Here is a 15,096-nt window from a genome sequence, read left to right as displayed (position 1 = left end):
CAGGCGCCACGGGCCGCGGAGAGCACCTGAACTGACGACGTTCCAGGGAAGGACCGCCGCAATGAACGCGAATACCACGCGTGAAGAGACCGGGGCCGCCGAGACCGAGAGCGAGTTCGACGAGCCCGTGGTCGACCTCGCCGCGTACGGCGCGCGATTCATCGAGAACCCCTATCCCGTATACGAGGAGTTGCGCGCGAAGGGACCCGTGCACCGGATCCGCCTGCCCGGCCAGGAACGGGACTGGTGGCTGGTCGTCCGCAATGAGGAGGGCCGCCTCCTTCTCGCCGACGCGCGCTTCAGCAAGGACTGGCGCTCCTCGGGGGTCTGGCCCGCCGACGCCCTGCCGATCAACGAGAACATGATCGAGAGCGATCCGCCCAAACACACGCGCCTGCGCGCCCTGGTGACCCGTGAGTTCACCTCGCGGCGGATCGAGGCGCTGGCCCCCCGGGTCCATGAACTGACCGCGGATCTCCTCGACTCGATGACCGCGGACCAGGACGGGCGGGCCGATCTCGTCGCCGCCCTCTCCTTCCCGCTCTCCATGTCGGTGATCTGCGAACTGCTGGGCGTACCGGACCTGGACCGTAAGTCGTTCAAGGTGTGGTCCAACGAAATCGTGGCCTCCACCTCACCTGAGGCGACCGTCGAGGCCGTACAGGCGGTCACCGCCTATCTCACGGACCTCATCGGGCACAAGCGCGCCGAACCGGGCGACGACCTGCTGAGCGCCCTCCTGCGCACGACCGACGAGGAAGGGGACAGGCTGAGCCCGGACGAACTCGTCGGTATGGCCTTCCTGCTTCTCGCGGCCGGGCACGAGACCACCGTCGGGCTCATCTCGAACACGGTGCTCGCGCTGTTGCGCCACCCCGATCAGCTCGCGCTGCTGCGGGCCGACTACTCCCTCGCCGGCAACGCGGTCGAGGAAACGCTGCGCTACGACAGTCCGGTGGAGAACTCGACGTACCGGTTCGCCACCGAGGACATGGACTTCCGCGGCGCCCGTTTCGAGAAGGGCGATCCGGTCCTCGTGTCGCTCGCCTCGGCCGGGCGCGACGGCGAACGCTTCGAGGACGCCGACCGCTTCGACATCACCCGCGCCGCGCGCGGACATCTCACCTTCGGCCATGGCATCCACTACTGCCTGGGCGCCCCGCTCGCCCGGCTGGAGGCCCGTGTCGCGGTCCGGGCCCTGCTGGAGCGCTGCCCCGGTCTGCGGCTCGACACCTCGGAACCCCTCGTGTACCTCCCGGGGATGCTCGTCCGCGGTGTGCGCCGGCTGCCGGTGCGCTGGACCGCGTGAGCCCCGCTCGCTTCTTCCTTTCCCTGTCCCGAGCACCTCAAGTACCCCAGGCATTCCGAGCACCCAGGAGCACTCCATGAGTACCCATACGGTGAACCCGGCGCGCGACACGGCCCGCAGCCGGATCAGCAAGATCAGCACGGACGACAGCCACACCTTCTTCTTCGACCACCCCCTCGATCACATACCGGGCATGCTGGTCGTGGACACAGCTCTGCGTCAGGCGGAGGACCTGGCCGCGCGGACCGGCCGGGATGGAGCGGAGCCGCTCCGGGTCCGGGCCCTCGACCTGGCGTTCAACGGTCTGTGCGAGCGGAGTTCCGACGCCTTCGTCCATCTCGCGGAAGGTGTGCCCGACGGGCGCGCGCTCACGGTGGACGTGCGCCAGGACGGCACGAGCGTCTGCGCGGGCTCGCTGCGGCTGGAGCCGGCTCCACGGCGCGAACTCTTCGTGGAGGAGCCGCGACGGGAGGGCCGCCCGGCGCGCGCGCCGGCGGAGCTGGTCCATAAGCGCTCCGAGGACAATGTGCTGATCGGGCCGCTCACCCGGACCGGCGAACACGCCTACACCACCGTCCTGCTCGGGCCGCCCGCCCACCGCTGGCCGGATGTCCATCCCGCGACCGTGCTGGTGGAGGCGATCCGGCAGACCGCCACCGCCACGTCCCACACCGCGTGGGACATCCCCACGGACTGGCAGTACATCCTGATGGCGATCCGTCTGACGCTCTCCGACACCCGCACCTGGCCCGCCGCCCCCGAACTGGTCTGTCGTATCAGCCCGTTGAAGGGCCGCGCCCGTGGCGGGATCGACATCGACGTCCTGGTGCGCGGGGCACAGGTCGGCCATATGCATCTGGAGGCGCGCGCCGTCCCGCCCGCCGCCTACCGGCGCATGCGCGAGGCCCGGAACAGCCCGTCCCGGAACGGCTCTTCCCGGAACAGCCCGTCCCAGAACTCCCCGGCGCCCACCGGGGAGGCCGCACGATGAGGCGGTGGATCACCGAGAAGTTCCCCGCGCTCTTCTTCGTCACCGGATTCCTGGCCGGCGCCGGCGCTCTCGTCCGGGCCGCGGCGGACAGCACGAGCCCCGCCTTCCCCATGCCCGCGGTGATGATCGGCGTCTATCTCTGCTGGGTCCTGCTGGAGGCCCGGATCACCTTCCGTACGGCGCGGATGCGGGACACCGAGGACGACCACGGTACGGAGATCCTTTACGGTCTGTCGCGATTCGCGACGGTCCTGGCCGCTCTCTACGGTCCGCTGCCGGACGGGACGCCGCTGCCGGCGGCCGGCCCGCTGCTGCTCCTGCTGGCCGGGATCGCGCTGCGGCTCGTCTCGATCCGTACGCTCGGCGCGTACTACTCGCACCGGGTACGGAAGGACGCCGACCACCGGGTCGCCACCTCGGGCCCGTACCGCCTGCTCAGGCATCCGGCGTACGCGGGGATGCTCCTCGCCCATGTCGGGCTGGTGGCGTACTTCCTCAATCCGTTCAGCGTCGCGCTGTTGCTGCTGCTGTTCGTCCCGGCGGTCGTGCGCAGGATCTCCGTCGAGGAGAAGGTGATGTCGACCGTCGCCGGCTACCGCGACTTCATGGCGGGCCGCAAACGGCTGGTGCCGTTCCTGTGGTGACGGGGGCGCGGGGCGCGGACCGGCTGCCGAGGATCGCGCTGACCGGGGCCACCGGGTATGTGGGCGGCGCCTTTCTGCGGCATCTGTCGGGGATGTCATCGCCCTGGCCGGTCACCGCGCTGGTGCGGCGGCCGCCGCGGCACCGGCTCCCGTTCGTCACCTATGTACAGGGCGAGATCCCGGGGCGGCTGCCCGTCGGCTTCCCGCCGTCGGGCACCGACGTCCTGGTCCATCTCGCCAACGAGAACCGGAGCCGCGACCGGGAGGTGCTGCACGCCGTGAATGTGGCGGGCACCCGCGCCCTGCTCGGCGCGGCCCCCGACTCGCTGAAGGGCGTCCTGCTCGGCAGCTCCATGTCCGTCTACGGCAGGGGCGCGCAGATCAGGGTGGCCGAGACGGCGCCCGTCCGGCCGGCCACGGCGCTGGGCCGCGCCCGGCTGGGCGCCGAGCGCGCGGTCGCCGAGAGCATGCGGCGCGGCGGAGGGACGGCCTATCTGCTGCGGCCCCGGTTCATCACCGGCCGGGACGACCTCTCGTTCCTGCCCGGCGTCAACAGGCTCAGAAAGCTGCCCCTGCGGGTGCGCGCGGACCGGACCCACTTCAGCGTGATCGATGTCGAGGACTACGGCTCGGTGATCGCCCAGCTCGCCCGCCGGGTGATGGAGCGTGCCGCACGCGGCACACCCGTACGTACGGCGGTGAACGTCGGCTACCGCAGGCCCCTGGCCCTCCAGGACCTGTTCGACCTGCTGGCGCCGCCGCCCGGCCCCGCCCCGCTCCGCTGGCTGCCCGCCGCTCCGGCGCGGGCCCTGTGCTCCGTCCTGCCGGGGCACTCGGCGTCCCGGCTCGGCGAACGGCTGGACCTGGTCACCCTCTCGCACTGGGCCGATGTCGGCCTCCTGGAGAGCGAGATCGGAACCGCCCTCACCGCGAAATCACCGGAAACGGTGGTGCGCTCCTACCGGGCGTACGAACCCGAACAGGAAACCTCATGATCGAGACACTTGGCGACGCCATGTCCCCCGACACCGTCGGCTGGAAGTTCGCCCGGCTGAAGACCCTCCATGACCGGGGTGTCCGGGTCCCGGGGCTGTTCTGCCTCACCGGTGCGGCCTTCCACCGCGCGGTGGCGCCGGTCGCGGACACCATCGACGCGCTGGTGCGGGACACCGACCTGGACGACTGGGAGCGGGTGTGTGCCACCAGCGCCCGGATCCGTGAGGTCATCGCGGGAGCGGGACTGGGTCCCGAGGTGGAGCGGGCCCTCGAAGAGCGGCTGGCCGCCGACTTCCCCGACGGTCCGCTGCTGGCGGTGCGCGCCTCCGTCATCGGCGCCCCGGGCCAGGGCGAGGACTCGGCGCAGAACCCGTTCGCGGGCATGAGCGACAGCTTCCTCTATGTCCCGCCGTCCGGGGTCGGGGAGGCGGTACTCAAGTGCTGGGCGTCGGCGTTCAGTCCGGAGGGCCTGCTCTACCGGCACCGTCAGCGCCTGCCGTTCTCCGGTCTCTCGGTCGCGGTCGGTGTCCAGCGGATGGTCTTCGGGGAGCGCTCCCTCGTTCTGTTCACCTGCGATCCCACCAGCTACGCGCGCGACACGGTCATCAGCGCGAGCTGGGGCATCGGCGAGGGTGTCGTCCAGGAGAAGGCCCCGGTCGACCACTACTTCGTGCACTCGCGCACCGGGAACGTCGAGAGCGTCGTGACGCCCAAGACGACGATGGTCACGCTCGACGCCGAGCGGGGCCACGGCACCGTCGAGACCGCCGTGTCGAGCGAGCGCGTCGACGTCCCCGTCCTGAGCGACGAGGAGGCGAGGTCGCTGGCCGCGCTCGGCCGTGACATCGAGAAGGTCTTCGGTGAGCCGCAGGACATCGAGGCGACGATCACCGAGGACGGCCTCGTGCATGTGGTGCAGTCGCGGCCCGTCACCATCGAGGCCGACCGGCACCGCGTCTGGAGCAGCGCGAATGTGTCCGAGAGCTTTCCGGACACGACGACCCCGATGACGTACTCGGTGGCCCGGCGCTTCTACTGGCTGCTCAACTACGACTACCTGCGCCGCAGCGGGGTCCCCGAGAGCGAGTTGCACGATCTGCACGAGACGATGACCCGGCTGCTCGGCTTTCTCGACAACCGCATCTACCACAGCATCAACTCCTTCATCAGGATGCTGTCCGCCGTGCCGATGTTCGAGGGCGTCCGGCGCGACTGGGAACGTCTCGTCGCCGAACTCGACACCTTCTACCACCATGAGTCCGAGAGGCCCACGGGCCTCGGGGCGCGCGGGCGCCGGGCGGTCCGGCTGGTCACCGGCTGGGGCCGGGTGGTACGCGGCTACCGCACCCTGCCACGCGACTTCAAGGACTTCCAGGAGCGGTGGAGCGCGCTGCTGCGGGAGGTGCGGACGGGTTCAACCGCGAGCGAGCACCCGCTGAAACTCGTCGCCGACTACCGGCACACCTGGCGCACCGCCGGTCAGCTGTGGGGGATCACGCTGGTCAACTACCAGTTCATGGTGTTGTTCCACAAAGCCGTCGAGCTGGCCATGGACCGCTGGGGCGTCGATGAGCAGGAGACCCTCTTCAGCCAGCTGCTGTGCGGCGGCCGGCAGCTCAAGGGGGCGGAGATCGCGCTGAGCGCGGTGCGACTGGCCGAGCTGGTACGTGCCGACGCCGGACTCCACGATCTGTTCCTCGGCGGGCAGCCGCGGCGGATCTGGGACCGCTTGGAGGCCGGGAAGCTCCCCCGGGACTTCACCGAGGAGGTGCGCCGGCATATCGAGCGGTACGGCGACCGGGGCATCGCGGAACTGAAGCTGGAGAAGGCCAACCTCCGCGACACCCCGTGGGAGCTGATCCGGCTCGTCCAGCAGTACGCCGCGAGCGATCTGACCGTCGCGGACATGGAGGAGGTCGAACGGGCCACCCGGCTGGCCGGCGAGGAGCTGCTGCGCGGCAAACTGCTGCGTGCCCGGCTGCGGCGCGCCGTCCTGCTGGGTCTGTTCGACCGGCTGCGCACCACCCTGTACTACCGGGAGGTGGGCCGGTACATGCGCAGCGAGCTGTTCGGCTACAGCAAGCAGGTGATCCGCGCCCTGGGCGTGGAACTGCACCGCCGCGAGGTGCTCGGCGACCCCGAGGACGTCTTCTTCCTCGATCTCGACGAACTCTTCGGTTTCGTGGACGGGACCGGCTCCACCCGTGATCTGGCGGGGCTGGTCGCGATCAGACGGCGCGATCTGGAGAAGTCCCGCGCGCTGCGGCCGTTGCGGGAGTTCGCCACCGGCGATGTGGTGGCCATGTCCGTACCGCAGGAGGTGGAGGTGTCGCCCGCCGATACGGAGCGGGGTCTCGCGCTGCGCGGGCTCGGCTCGTGCCCGGGAAAGGTCCGCGGATACGCGCGGGTCCTGTCGAACCCCACCCTGGACGGGGACTTCCCCGCCGACAGCATCCTCATCACCCGCGAGACGGACCCCGGCTGGCTCTATCTCATGCTCGCCTCGAAGGGGATCGTCGTCGAACGCGGCAGCCTGCTGTCGCACACCGCCATCACGGGCAGGAAGTTCGGCATACCGACGATCGTGGGTGTGCCGGACGCGACCCGGCGGATCCCCGAGGGAAGTCTGATCGAGGTCGACGGGGGCACGGGCAGCGTCGTGATCCTGGACGAGGCCCCGCGATGAATCCGGCGCGCGCGTTCTGGCGGTTCTTCTCCGGGCGCTTCCCGGCCCCCCGTTATCTGGCGTACGTGGTGCTGTGGCCCGCGGGCATCCTGGGGGCGCTCGCCCCGCTGCGTCCGCCGGGCGCGGCGGTGGGTCCTGGCGTGGCCGAGCAGGTGTGCGGCGCGCTGGCCGTGTTCGTGATCCTGTTCTTCATGCGGGCGGTCGACGAGGTCAAGGACCTGGACTACGACCGGGAGTTCAACCCGGACCGGCCGCTCGTGACCGGCGAGACGCAGGTCGCGGCCGTCCGGGTCTATCTGGCGGGGTCGGCCGTGACCGCGGTGGCGCTGAGCGCGGTCGTGGGTGCGGCGGCGGTCGTGGGTGCGGTGCTGATCATGGCGTACAGCCTGTTCCTGCTCCTGCTGGAGCGGGTCTCCGACCGCTTCCGCGAGAGCGTCTGGGGGAACATCGTCGTCACCATCCAGCTCAAGACCGGACTGGTCTGCTACGTGGCGCTGTCGGCCGGGTCAGGCGACGCGGGGACGCCGGCGCTGCCGACGGCGCTCGTGGTGCTCTCCTTCGTACTGGCCTATCTCCACTGGGAGATCGCGCGCAAGACGGTACGGGCGCGGTTCGCCCTGCCCGGCGAGAAGCTGTACTCGACGGCGCGCGGGGCCATGTGCGGCCTGGGCGTGGCCGTGGCGCTGATGCTCGCCGCGTGTGCGCTGCGCGTGGCGGTGACCCTGGGGCCGGACGCGGCGGAGGTACGGCCGGCCGCGTTGGCCGTCCTGGCGGTACCGCTCGCGCTCGTGCTCCGGAACGTCCTGGGCTTCCGTGGGCACAGCCAGGCGCGACGTACCGCCGGGGGCCCGGCGTTCGCGGCCTATCTGGCCTTTCTCGCGGCGGGCGCGGTGCAGCCGGCGTTGATGGGCGGGGCGCCGGCCTGGTTCGGCTGAGGCGGGGCGGGCCCCCGGGGAGTCGCTTCCGTTCCATCTGTCCTTTCTGTTTTCTCTGATCCTTCTGTCGAAATGTGTGGTGAGTCATGAACGGACGTGTGATCTACGCCGACTTCGAGTACCCCATCCCGCTGGGCGGCGCACGCGTCCTGTCGGCGCATGTGAAGCTGCTGGCGGAGGCCGGCGTGGACGCCTACCGGTGGTCGCCGACTCCGGGCTTCCGGTACGCGTGGTTCGACGACAGCGGCGTACCGACTCTCTCGGGCATGGAGATCGACCTGACGGCCGACGACCTCCTGGTCGTCCCGGAGATCTCGGTCCTGCCGGGCCATGACCCGGCGCCGGGCGCCCGCAAGGTCGTCTTCAACCAGGGGCACTTCCTCACCTTCGTCACCAGCGGCGCCGTCGACCGGTATCCGGGCTTCACCCCCGACCCCGGCATCTGGACGATCTCCCGGGAGAGCGTCGACATCCTCGGCCGCGCGCACCCGTATCTGCCGACACCCCTGCTGATCCCGAACCCCATCGACGGCGAGTTGTTCCGCCCCGCCGACCGGCGGGTGGCGAGCATCGCATGGATGCCACGCAACCGGCCCGCCGAGTCACTGCTGCTGGAACGGCTGCTGCGTAACGACCCGCGCTGCGAAGGCGTCGAGCTGCGCCCGATCCGGGGACTGAGCCACGAACAGGTCGCCGACGTCCTCGCCGACACGTCGGTCTTCGTCGCGCTCGGCTCACCGGAGGGGGAAGGGTTCGGTCTGCCTGTAGCCGAGGCGCTGGCGAGCGGTTGTCTTGTCGCCGGATATCCGCTGGGCGGCGGTGAGGAACTCTTCGACGCGCCTTCGGCCTGGCGCGTGCCGGATCTCCGTACGGGGCTGCTGGCCGACCGTGCCCTGGAACTCGTCCGGCGGCCCGAGGACGGGATACGCGCCGAGGGACGCCAGTGGCTGCTGGAGCGCTACCACCGGAAGACGACCACGGACGCGCTGCTGGCGGCGGTCGACTCGGCACGGACCCTGCCGGGCGGGCCGGCCCGTGCGACGCACTTCCTGGCCTGGTCGGAGGAGTACCGGCCGTTCTTCGTCTCGCAGGTGGCGGCCATGGAGGCGGCGCACAGGGCGAGTTGAGCGCACACTGTCGCCCAGGTCCTGTCCGACGCCCGACCGGACAGGACCTGGCTCCTGGCTCCTGGCTCCTGGCTCCTGGCTCCTGGGTCCTGTCCGCCGATCGGCGCGGTGAGCGCTCAGCCGCCGTCGGCGGGCGAGGGGTCGGCGAAGACGCCGCGCAGTATGCCGGTCGCCTGCCCCACCTCCACCAGATAGCCGTCGGGGTCGCGCAGATAGCAGCGCAGCTCGGCCTTGCGGTCGAGCGGTTCGGTCAGGAATCGCGCGCCCTTGGCGGTGGCCTGCTCATAGAACGCGGCCAGATCGGCGACCCGCACATTGAGGAACGACGACACGGGGTCGCCGGGCTCGGGCGCGGTGAGGACGACCTCGGGCTTGTCCGGGGTCGGCCCGCCACCGGGGTTCATGATGATCCAGCCGTTGGCGATCTTCACGATGCCCGGGTTCTCCGCGAGCACCACCTCGCCGCCGAGGATGTCCGCGTAGAAGCGGCTGGAGACATGAACGTCCCGAACGGTCAGGAAGTGGGTCAGCACCAGCCCTCTCTCAGGGGCCGGCAGATCCTCTCGCTTCGCCATGGGTGTCGCCCTCTTTCGGCCCGCGGGGAGTCGGGGCAGTCGTCTCCACCCTGCTGGCACCGGAGTACCCGGGCAACTCGGCGTCCGGACTGGGGCAAGGCCATGTTCCGCATCGGCTCCCCCTGACAGATGATGACGTGCAGGGCTGCCCTCTTCGGTGCGGCACCGGTTCTCCCAGGAAGGGGCTCCCGATGGACGAAGCCGAGGTGATCGTGGTGGGGGCCGGGCCGGCGGGCTCGTCCGCCGCCTACCATCTGGCCACGGCGGGCGTCGATGTCCTGCTGCTGGAGAAGACCCGCTTCCCCCGGGAAAAGGTGTGCGGCGACGGCCTGACCCCTCGCGCGGTGCACCAGCTCGTCCGGATGGGCGTCGACATCAAGGCTCCGGGATGGATGCGTTCACGCGGGATGCGCTGGGTGGCCGGGGAGCATCGGGTCCATATCGACTGGCCCGGCCTGGGGAGCTATCCGGACTTCGGTCTCTCGCGCAGCCGGCACGATTTCGACGACATCCTGGCCCGGCGCGCGGTCGCCGCCGGAGCCCGGCTGCGCGAGGGGGTGAAGGTGACGAGCCCGGTGACCGATCGCGCCGGCCGGGTCACGGGGGTCACCGCGGCGGCTGGAGCGGCGGGGGCCGGAGCGAAAGCGGGGGCCGGGGAGCCGGCGGTCTACCGCGCACCGATCGTCATCGCCGCCGACGGCGCCTCCGCCCGCCTCGCCCTCGCCCTGGGCCTGCAACGCGACCCGAACAGACAGATCGCGACGGCCGCCCGCCGTTACTACCGCAGCGCGGAACGCTCCCAGGACGAGTACCTGGAGCTATGGGCGGATCTGCGCTATCCGGGGACGGATCACTACCTGCCCGGCTACGGCTGGATCTTCCCCATGGGCGACGGCCGGGTCAATGTCGGCCTCGGCGCGCTGCCTCACCGGCGGTACGGAAACGCGGATCTGCGGACCGCGCTCGACCATTGGCTCGCCCGTACCCCGAGCGCGTGGGGGCTGTGTGAGGAGAACGCCGAAGGCCCCGTCAGAAGCGCGGCTCTGCCACTGGGTTTCAACCGCCATCCGCTGTACACGCGCGGGCTGCTGCTGGTCGGTGACTCGGGGGGCATGATCAGCCCCTGGAACGGTGAGGGCATCGCCCAGGCCATGGAAGCCGGCGAGGTCGCCGCCGAGAGGGCCGCGCTCGCCCTGGCCCTTCCCCAGGGGCCGAGGCGTGAACATGTGCTGCTCAACTACCCCGTGGAGATGAACCGCCGCTGGGGGCGCTACTACCGTCTCGGCAATGCCGCCGCCGACCTTGTCTTCAGCCGGTCGGGCTTCCAACCGGTCCTGAACCGCTACGTCATGGGCTCGCCGTTTCTGCTCAAGACCCTGGCTCGGCTGCTCGCCAATCTCACCGACACGCCCTCGCGGGACACGATCGACCATCTGCTCAACACCGTCGTCCGCCTGGTCCCGGCACCGGCCGTACGACGCCGCTGAGGCCGGCGGCCGTCCGCGACACCGGAGGGGGAGGTTCCGGCCGGCCGCGTCGTGCGTGACCGCGCGTGCGATGCTGAGGCGCGGACAGGGACGGAGCGGACAGGGACGGAGCGGCAGGTCCTGAGTGAGAGCGGACCTCGGCGGGCGAACAGGGGAGTCCGGCAGCGTGAGGGCGGGAACAGAGCGGGCCGGGGCCGGCACCTGGGATCGTCTCGCGGCGTCCGACCCGGGTCTGCTGCGACTGATGGCGGGGCTGCGGACGGTCGCGGCGGTCGGGCTCACCCTTCTCGTCCTCGCCCTGCTCGGCACCGGCGTCACCTACCTGGTCGCGGGCGCCATGACGGCGATGGTCTCCACCTTCGCGATCAAGGAGAAGCAGGTACGCGGCCAGGCGATCACGCTCGCGCTCGGCCTGCCGGTCGCGCTCGCCGCGGTGTCCCTGGGGGCGCTGCTCAGCACCCGGATCATCGCGGGTGACGCGCTCTTCGTCGCCCTGATCTTCGCCGCCGCCTACAGCCGCAGATTCGGCGAGCGGGGTTCCGCGCTGGGTCTGATCGGCTTTCAGATCTATTTCGTCGCCCTGTTCGTGGGCGCCGACGCGGCCGATCTGCCCGTGCTGTGGGAGACCTTGGCCATCGCCTCCGTGTGCAGCGCGATCGTACGGTTCGCCGTCGTACCGGAGACGCCCCAGCGTGTACTGAAGCGGCTGCGCGACGCCTTCCGGGCGCGGCTGGCCCAGGTCGTGACCAGTCAGATCGAGTTGCTGGACGCCGCCCCGGAGCAGCTGGACAAGGTCCTCGACGAGCTGCGGCGGCGCACCGCCCGGCTGCACGAGGGGGCTCTGATGATCCAGGGCCGGCTGGAGGAGGGCACACGCGACGCGGCCACGGCGGCGCTGCTGCAACGCAGGGTCGCGGACGCCGAGATCGCCGCGGAGCGGCTGGGCGTACTGCTGCTGAACGCCCGCAGCGCCGAGCGCGCGGACACCCTCACCCTGCATCTGCCGAACGCGCCCGTGCCGGCCACGGGGAACCTGGTGACGTCCGCCGACGGCGATGTGATCGGGACGCTGCGCCGGGACCTGAACGCGCTGCACCTGCTGGTGGCCAGGTCGGGAACCGACGACCGCGGTACGGCGTTGGCGCACGTACGCAACAGGCTGCTCGGTTACCGCGACGAGGAGCGACTGCCCCGTGCCTCGGACGCCGTCCAGGACGTCTTCCGCGGGATCGGTGAGGTGGCCCGCGCCGTCCTGGGTCTGCGGCTCGCGCTGGACGGGCCGGAGGACGAGTCCGGCGACTCACCGGCGACCACGCGTTCACGCGAGGAGTTCGACGCCGAGGACGTCTCGCTCACCGGTCCCGAGAAGCCCGAGGAGCCCGGGAAGCCGGGGAAGCCCGGAGAGCCCGGAGAGCCTGGGGAGTCCGGGGAGTCCGGGAAGCCCGGAGAGCCCGGGGAGTCCGGGGAGTCCGAGGGGAAGGTCCGCACCGGCCTCAGGCGTCCCACCACCCGGGCCGCCTTCCAGGTGTCCGTAGGGTCGGTCCTGGCCATCGTCGGCGGTGAGTTCCTCTCGTCGCAGCGCTGGTACTGGGCGGTGCTGACCTGCTGGGTGGTCTTCCTCAACACCGCGTCCACAGGTGAGATCCTGGTCAAGGGCTACCGGAGGTTGCTCGGTACCGTCCTCGGGGTGGTCGCCGGTGTGCTGCTGGCGGGACTGGTCGGTCAGCACACCTGGCTCGCGTTCACGCTCGTCCTGGTCTTCATCTTCGCCATGTTCTTCACCGCGCCGCTGTCGTACGCGCTCATGTCCTTCTTCGTCACGGCGATGCTGGGACTGCTCTACACACTGCTGAACAAGTACAGCTTCGCCGTGCTGGTCCTGCGCATCGAGGAGACGGCGCTCGGTGCGGCCTGCGGCATCATCGCGGCCGTACTGGTGCTGCCGGTGCACACCGACCGCCGCACCGACGAACTGCTGGGCACGGTCCTGGACCGGCTGGGCGATGTCGTGTCGGCGGCGGTGGAACAGCTCAGCGGCGGGCCCGCGTCCGATCTGCTGAGCATGGCGCGGGATCTGGACACCGCTCTGGACGATCTGCGTGACTCCACCGAACCGTTGACGCATCCGATCTCGCCGCTGCGCGTCCGGCGCAGGACCGTCCGCTATCTGGTGGCGCTGCTGGAGACCTGCGCCTACCACGCCCGTTCCCTGGCGGCGACGGCCGAGTTGGTACCGCACAGCAGAACGGTCACGGCCGACCCGCGGCTGGGGCGGGCGGGCCGACGCATCGCGCACAACATCGACGTGCTCGCCGCGCGCGTCAAGGACACGAGAACCGAGGGCGCGGGCGAGGTCGAGTCCGGCGCGAGCATCGCCTCCATGCTCAAGTCCGACGCCTCCGGCGCGCCGCCCTCGGACACGGTGACCGCCCGCGTACTGCGCCATCTGCAACGCCTCGACGAAGGCGTGGTGGGCCTCGCGCGCCCCCTCGGCGTACCGGTCGCCGACCGCACGGAGCGCAGGACCGCGCGCGACTGACGGATCGGCGGCGGGGGTCTCGCGCACCTGGTGGTTCCGGTGAGCAGAGCTTCGGCGTGTTTACGGAAAGCGATGGCCAGACGGCTGCGGTCGCCGGTGGGCCGGGCATCGAGAAGACACTGCCGCGGCTCAAGACGCTCGTCGAGAACGGATAGGCGGGCCGAGGGCCCGGAGTGTCGTACGGTGCGTGCCCCTACGTACGGTGCGTGGCGACCGCCGGTTCGTGAGCCGGCGCCGGGGCCTCGTCCGGCGCCTTCCGCTCGCGGCGGACGAGCAGTGTGCCGATCACGCACGCGCCCCCCGCCAGGACGAAGCCGTACCACGGCGTGGCCCCGGAGGGATGGGTCTCGTACACAAGCGCGGCCGACAGCACGGTCAGTACCGTGGCCGTGCGGCCGTACGGCGCGGTGGCGGCGATCACCGTCATGCCCCAGAGCAGGTACCACGGCTGCACCATGGGAGAGAGCGCGACCAGTGCCAGCAGAGCCAGCCCCAGGGCATGGGCCGGATTCAGGAGAGGGGCCGGATTCCCCAGAGGGGCGGTTTCCGGAACGGAGTCCGGACCCGGAGCACGGGCGGAGTCCGATGCCTGGGCGGGAATCGAGCCACGAGCCGGGTCCGGGCGGCCACGTACCGTCCGCCACGCCAGGCAGGCGGTCAGTACGAGCGCCACGCCCAGCCCCAGGTTCTGTACGGCGGCCTTGACCGGATCCGGGTCGGCGCCCACCAGGAGGCGCAGCAGCTCGCCGAGACCGAGGCCGAGGTCGCTGGTGGCCGACAAGGCGGTATGAATGGTGCCCGCGACGCTCTGGGTCCTGAGCCAGCCGAAGCCGGTGCCGCCGAGCAGCGCCGCCACGAGAGCGACCGCCACCGCGACCAGGCCGGGCGCCAGAGCCTTCGCCACCCGCCGTACGAGCGGGCCGGTCGCCGCCCTGCCCACGCACACGCCGATGAACAGCAGCGCCATCCCCGCCGGGGACTTGACCATCATGGCGAGCCCGACGAGCACGCCCCCCACGATCCATCCGCCGCGCAGAGCGAGCACCACGCCCGCCAGCATGAGACCGATCATCAGCCCGTCGTTGTGCATGCCGCCGACCACATGCATGAGCAACAGCGGATTGAGCGCCCCGAGCCACAGCGCGCCGCTCTCGCTCGTGCCGCGCTCCCGTGCGAGCTGCCGCAGGGCCCACACGATCAGCACCAGCGCGCCCACGGCGATGAGACGCATCCCCAGCACGGCGGGAACGATCGTCCCGCCCGTCGCCCAGGTCACGCCGCGCGCGAGGATCAGGAAGAACGGACCGTACGGTGCGGGGGCTTCGGTCCAGTTCCCTCCGACGCTCGCGGCGGCGTCGCCGCCGAGTCCCGCGGGGTCGAGGACGGACGGCCCCGCGCCGTAGACGTCATGTCCTTCGATGACCATCGCGCCCTGGGCGATGTAGCTGTACACATCGGCGCTGTAGAGCGGCGGCGTCAGCGCGAGCGGGGTCGCCCACCAGACGAGGGTGACGAGCGTGTCGCGCGTGGAGGCGCCGGTTCTGCCGTACCGCCACCAGGCGACGACCAGCAGCGTCAGCCCGACGTAGGCCAGGACGGCGCCCGCCAGGGTCACCGCGGACCCATGGGGCACCCAGAGCCCCCACGGATCGCGGGCCGGCAACGTACCGGCGACCCACCCACCGACAGCGGCCGCGACAGATCCGGCCGCGCCAAGCCGACGGTATCCACCGGCGCTCCATGCCCACATGACCAGCCAACCTATCGAACGAGTCCCCGGGCCATGTGCCGGGGAGACCATCAGAGA

11 protein-coding genes are annotated in these 15,096 nt (G+C 71.0%); 9 read left to right on the top strand and 2 right to left on the bottom strand.

What is annotated here, in order from left to right; translation table 11 throughout:
- Positions 1-61 precede the first annotated feature (61 nt).
- The 7 genes from AB0M67_RS37215 (at position 62) to AB0M67_RS37185 (ending at position 8,688) form a co-directional block, all read left to right on the top strand.
- Positions 62-1,309, top strand: coding sequence for a cytochrome P450 (locus tag AB0M67_RS37215; RefSeq protein WP_365752053.1), 1,248 nt, complete (start codon positions 62-64; stop codon positions 1,307-1,309).
- A 76-nt stretch (positions 1,310-1,385) separates the two neighbouring features.
- Positions 1,386-2,300 carry an AfsA-related hotdog domain-containing protein gene (locus tag AB0M67_RS37210; RefSeq protein ID WP_365752052.1) on the top strand — a complete coding sequence of 305 codons (915 nt, stop codon included), beginning with the start codon at positions 1,386-1,388 and terminating at the stop codon, positions 2,298-2,300.
- Positions 2,297-2,944: an isoprenylcysteine carboxylmethyltransferase family protein gene (locus tag AB0M67_RS37205; protein ID WP_365752051.1), complete on the top strand. Its 648-nt coding sequence runs from the start codon at positions 2,297-2,299 to the stop codon at positions 2,942-2,944. Before AB0M67_RS37210 ends, AB0M67_RS37205 begins: the two co-directional genes overlap by 4 nt.
- Positions 2,941-3,939 (top strand): NAD-dependent epimerase/dehydratase family protein, encoded by a 999-nt coding sequence (locus AB0M67_RS37200; RefSeq protein ID WP_365752050.1) that lies wholly within the window; start codon positions 2,941-2,943, stop codon positions 3,937-3,939. The genes AB0M67_RS37205 and AB0M67_RS37200 overlap by 4 nt, the downstream gene beginning before the upstream one ends.
- Positions 3,936-6,626 (top strand): PEP/pyruvate-binding domain-containing protein, encoded by a 2,691-nt coding sequence (locus tag AB0M67_RS37195; protein WP_365752049.1) that lies wholly within the window; start codon positions 3,936-3,938, stop codon positions 6,624-6,626. Before AB0M67_RS37200 ends, AB0M67_RS37195 begins: the two co-directional genes overlap by 4 nt.
- A complete protein-coding gene (locus AB0M67_RS37190) occupies positions 6,623-7,561 on the top strand; it encodes a hypothetical protein (RefSeq protein WP_365752048.1) in 939 nt (312 codons plus the stop codon). Before AB0M67_RS37195 ends, AB0M67_RS37190 begins: the two co-directional genes overlap by 4 nt.
- An 86-nt stretch (positions 7,562-7,647) precedes the next feature.
- Positions 7,648-8,688, top strand: a complete 1,041-nt coding sequence (locus tag AB0M67_RS37185; RefSeq protein WP_365752047.1) for a glycosyltransferase — start codon at positions 7,648-7,650, stop codon at positions 8,686-8,688.
- Positions 8,689-8,804: 116 nt separating this feature from the next.
- Here AB0M67_RS37185 and AB0M67_RS37180 read toward each other — a convergent pair whose 3' ends face one another.
- The gene (locus tag AB0M67_RS37180; protein ID WP_365752046.1) at positions 8,805-9,263 is read right to left on the bottom strand and encodes a VOC family protein; all 459 of its coding nucleotides are present in this window, start codon (positions 9,261-9,263) and stop codon (positions 8,805-8,807) included.
- Between the two features lie 191 nt (positions 9,264-9,454).
- On the opposite strand from AB0M67_RS37180, the gene AB0M67_RS37175 reads away from it, so the two are divergent.
- Together AB0M67_RS37175 and AB0M67_RS37170 are read left to right on the top strand one after the other, a co-directional pair.
- On the top strand, positions 9,455-10,750 hold the full coding sequence (locus tag AB0M67_RS37175; RefSeq protein WP_365752045.1) for a geranylgeranyl reductase family protein: 1,296 nt from the start codon (positions 9,455-9,457) through the stop codon (positions 10,748-10,750).
- 244 nt (positions 10,751-10,994) lie between these two features.
- The gene (locus tag AB0M67_RS37170; protein ID WP_365752082.1) at positions 10,995-13,289 is read left to right on the top strand and encodes an FUSC family protein; all 2,295 of its coding nucleotides are present in this window, start codon (positions 10,995-10,997) and stop codon (positions 13,287-13,289) included.
- A 193-nt stretch (positions 13,290-13,482) separates the two neighbouring features.
- Here AB0M67_RS37170 and mptB read toward each other — a convergent pair whose 3' ends face one another.
- Positions 13,483-15,039, bottom strand: coding sequence for a polyprenol phosphomannose-dependent alpha 1,6 mannosyltransferase MptB (gene mptB, locus AB0M67_RS37165; protein WP_365752044.1), 1,557 nt, complete (start codon positions 15,037-15,039; stop codon positions 13,483-13,485).
- Between the last annotated feature and the right edge of the window lie 57 nt (positions 15,040-15,096).

Origin of the sequence: Streptomyces sp. NPDC051662 (genome assembly GCF_040681655.1) — a bacterium.
Classification (GTDB): Bacteria; Actinomycetota; Actinomycetes; order Streptomycetales; family Streptomycetaceae; genus Streptomyces.
Note: the sequence above shows the minus strand (reverse complement) of the source record. Positions and strands in the feature narration are given on the sequence as shown.

Coding starts and splice junctions, on each gene's coding strand:
- AB0M67_RS37185 (WP_365752047.1), top strand. CDS start 7,648: ATGAACGGACGTGTGATCTACGCCGACTTCGAGTACCCCATCCCGCTG.
- AB0M67_RS37170 (WP_365752082.1), top strand. CDS start 10,995: ATGGCGGGGCTGCGGACGGTCGCGGCGGTCGGGCTCACCCTTCTCGTC.
- AB0M67_RS37195 (WP_365752049.1), top strand. CDS start 3,936: ATGATCGAGACACTTGGCGACGCCATGTCCCCCGACACCGTCGGCTGG.
- AB0M67_RS37205 (WP_365752051.1), top strand. CDS start 2,297: ATGAGGCGGTGGATCACCGAGAAGTTCCCCGCGCTCTTCTTCGTCACC.
- AB0M67_RS37180 (WP_365752046.1), bottom strand. CDS start 9,263: ATGGCGAAGCGAGAGGATCTGCCGGCCCCTGAGAGAGGGCTGGTGCTG.
- mptB (WP_365752044.1), bottom strand. CDS start 15,039: ATGTGGGCATGGAGCGCCGGTGGATACCGTCGGCTTGGCGCGGCCGGA.
- AB0M67_RS37215 (WP_365752053.1), top strand. CDS start 62: ATGAACGCGAATACCACGCGTGAAGAGACCGGGGCCGCCGAGACCGAG.
- AB0M67_RS37175 (WP_365752045.1), top strand. CDS start 9,455: ATGGACGAAGCCGAGGTGATCGTGGTGGGGGCCGGGCCGGCGGGCTCG.
- AB0M67_RS37210 (WP_365752052.1), top strand. CDS start 1,386: ATGAGTACCCATACGGTGAACCCGGCGCGCGACACGGCCCGCAGCCGG.
- AB0M67_RS37190 (WP_365752048.1), top strand. CDS start 6,623: ATGAATCCGGCGCGCGCGTTCTGGCGGTTCTTCTCCGGGCGCTTCCCG.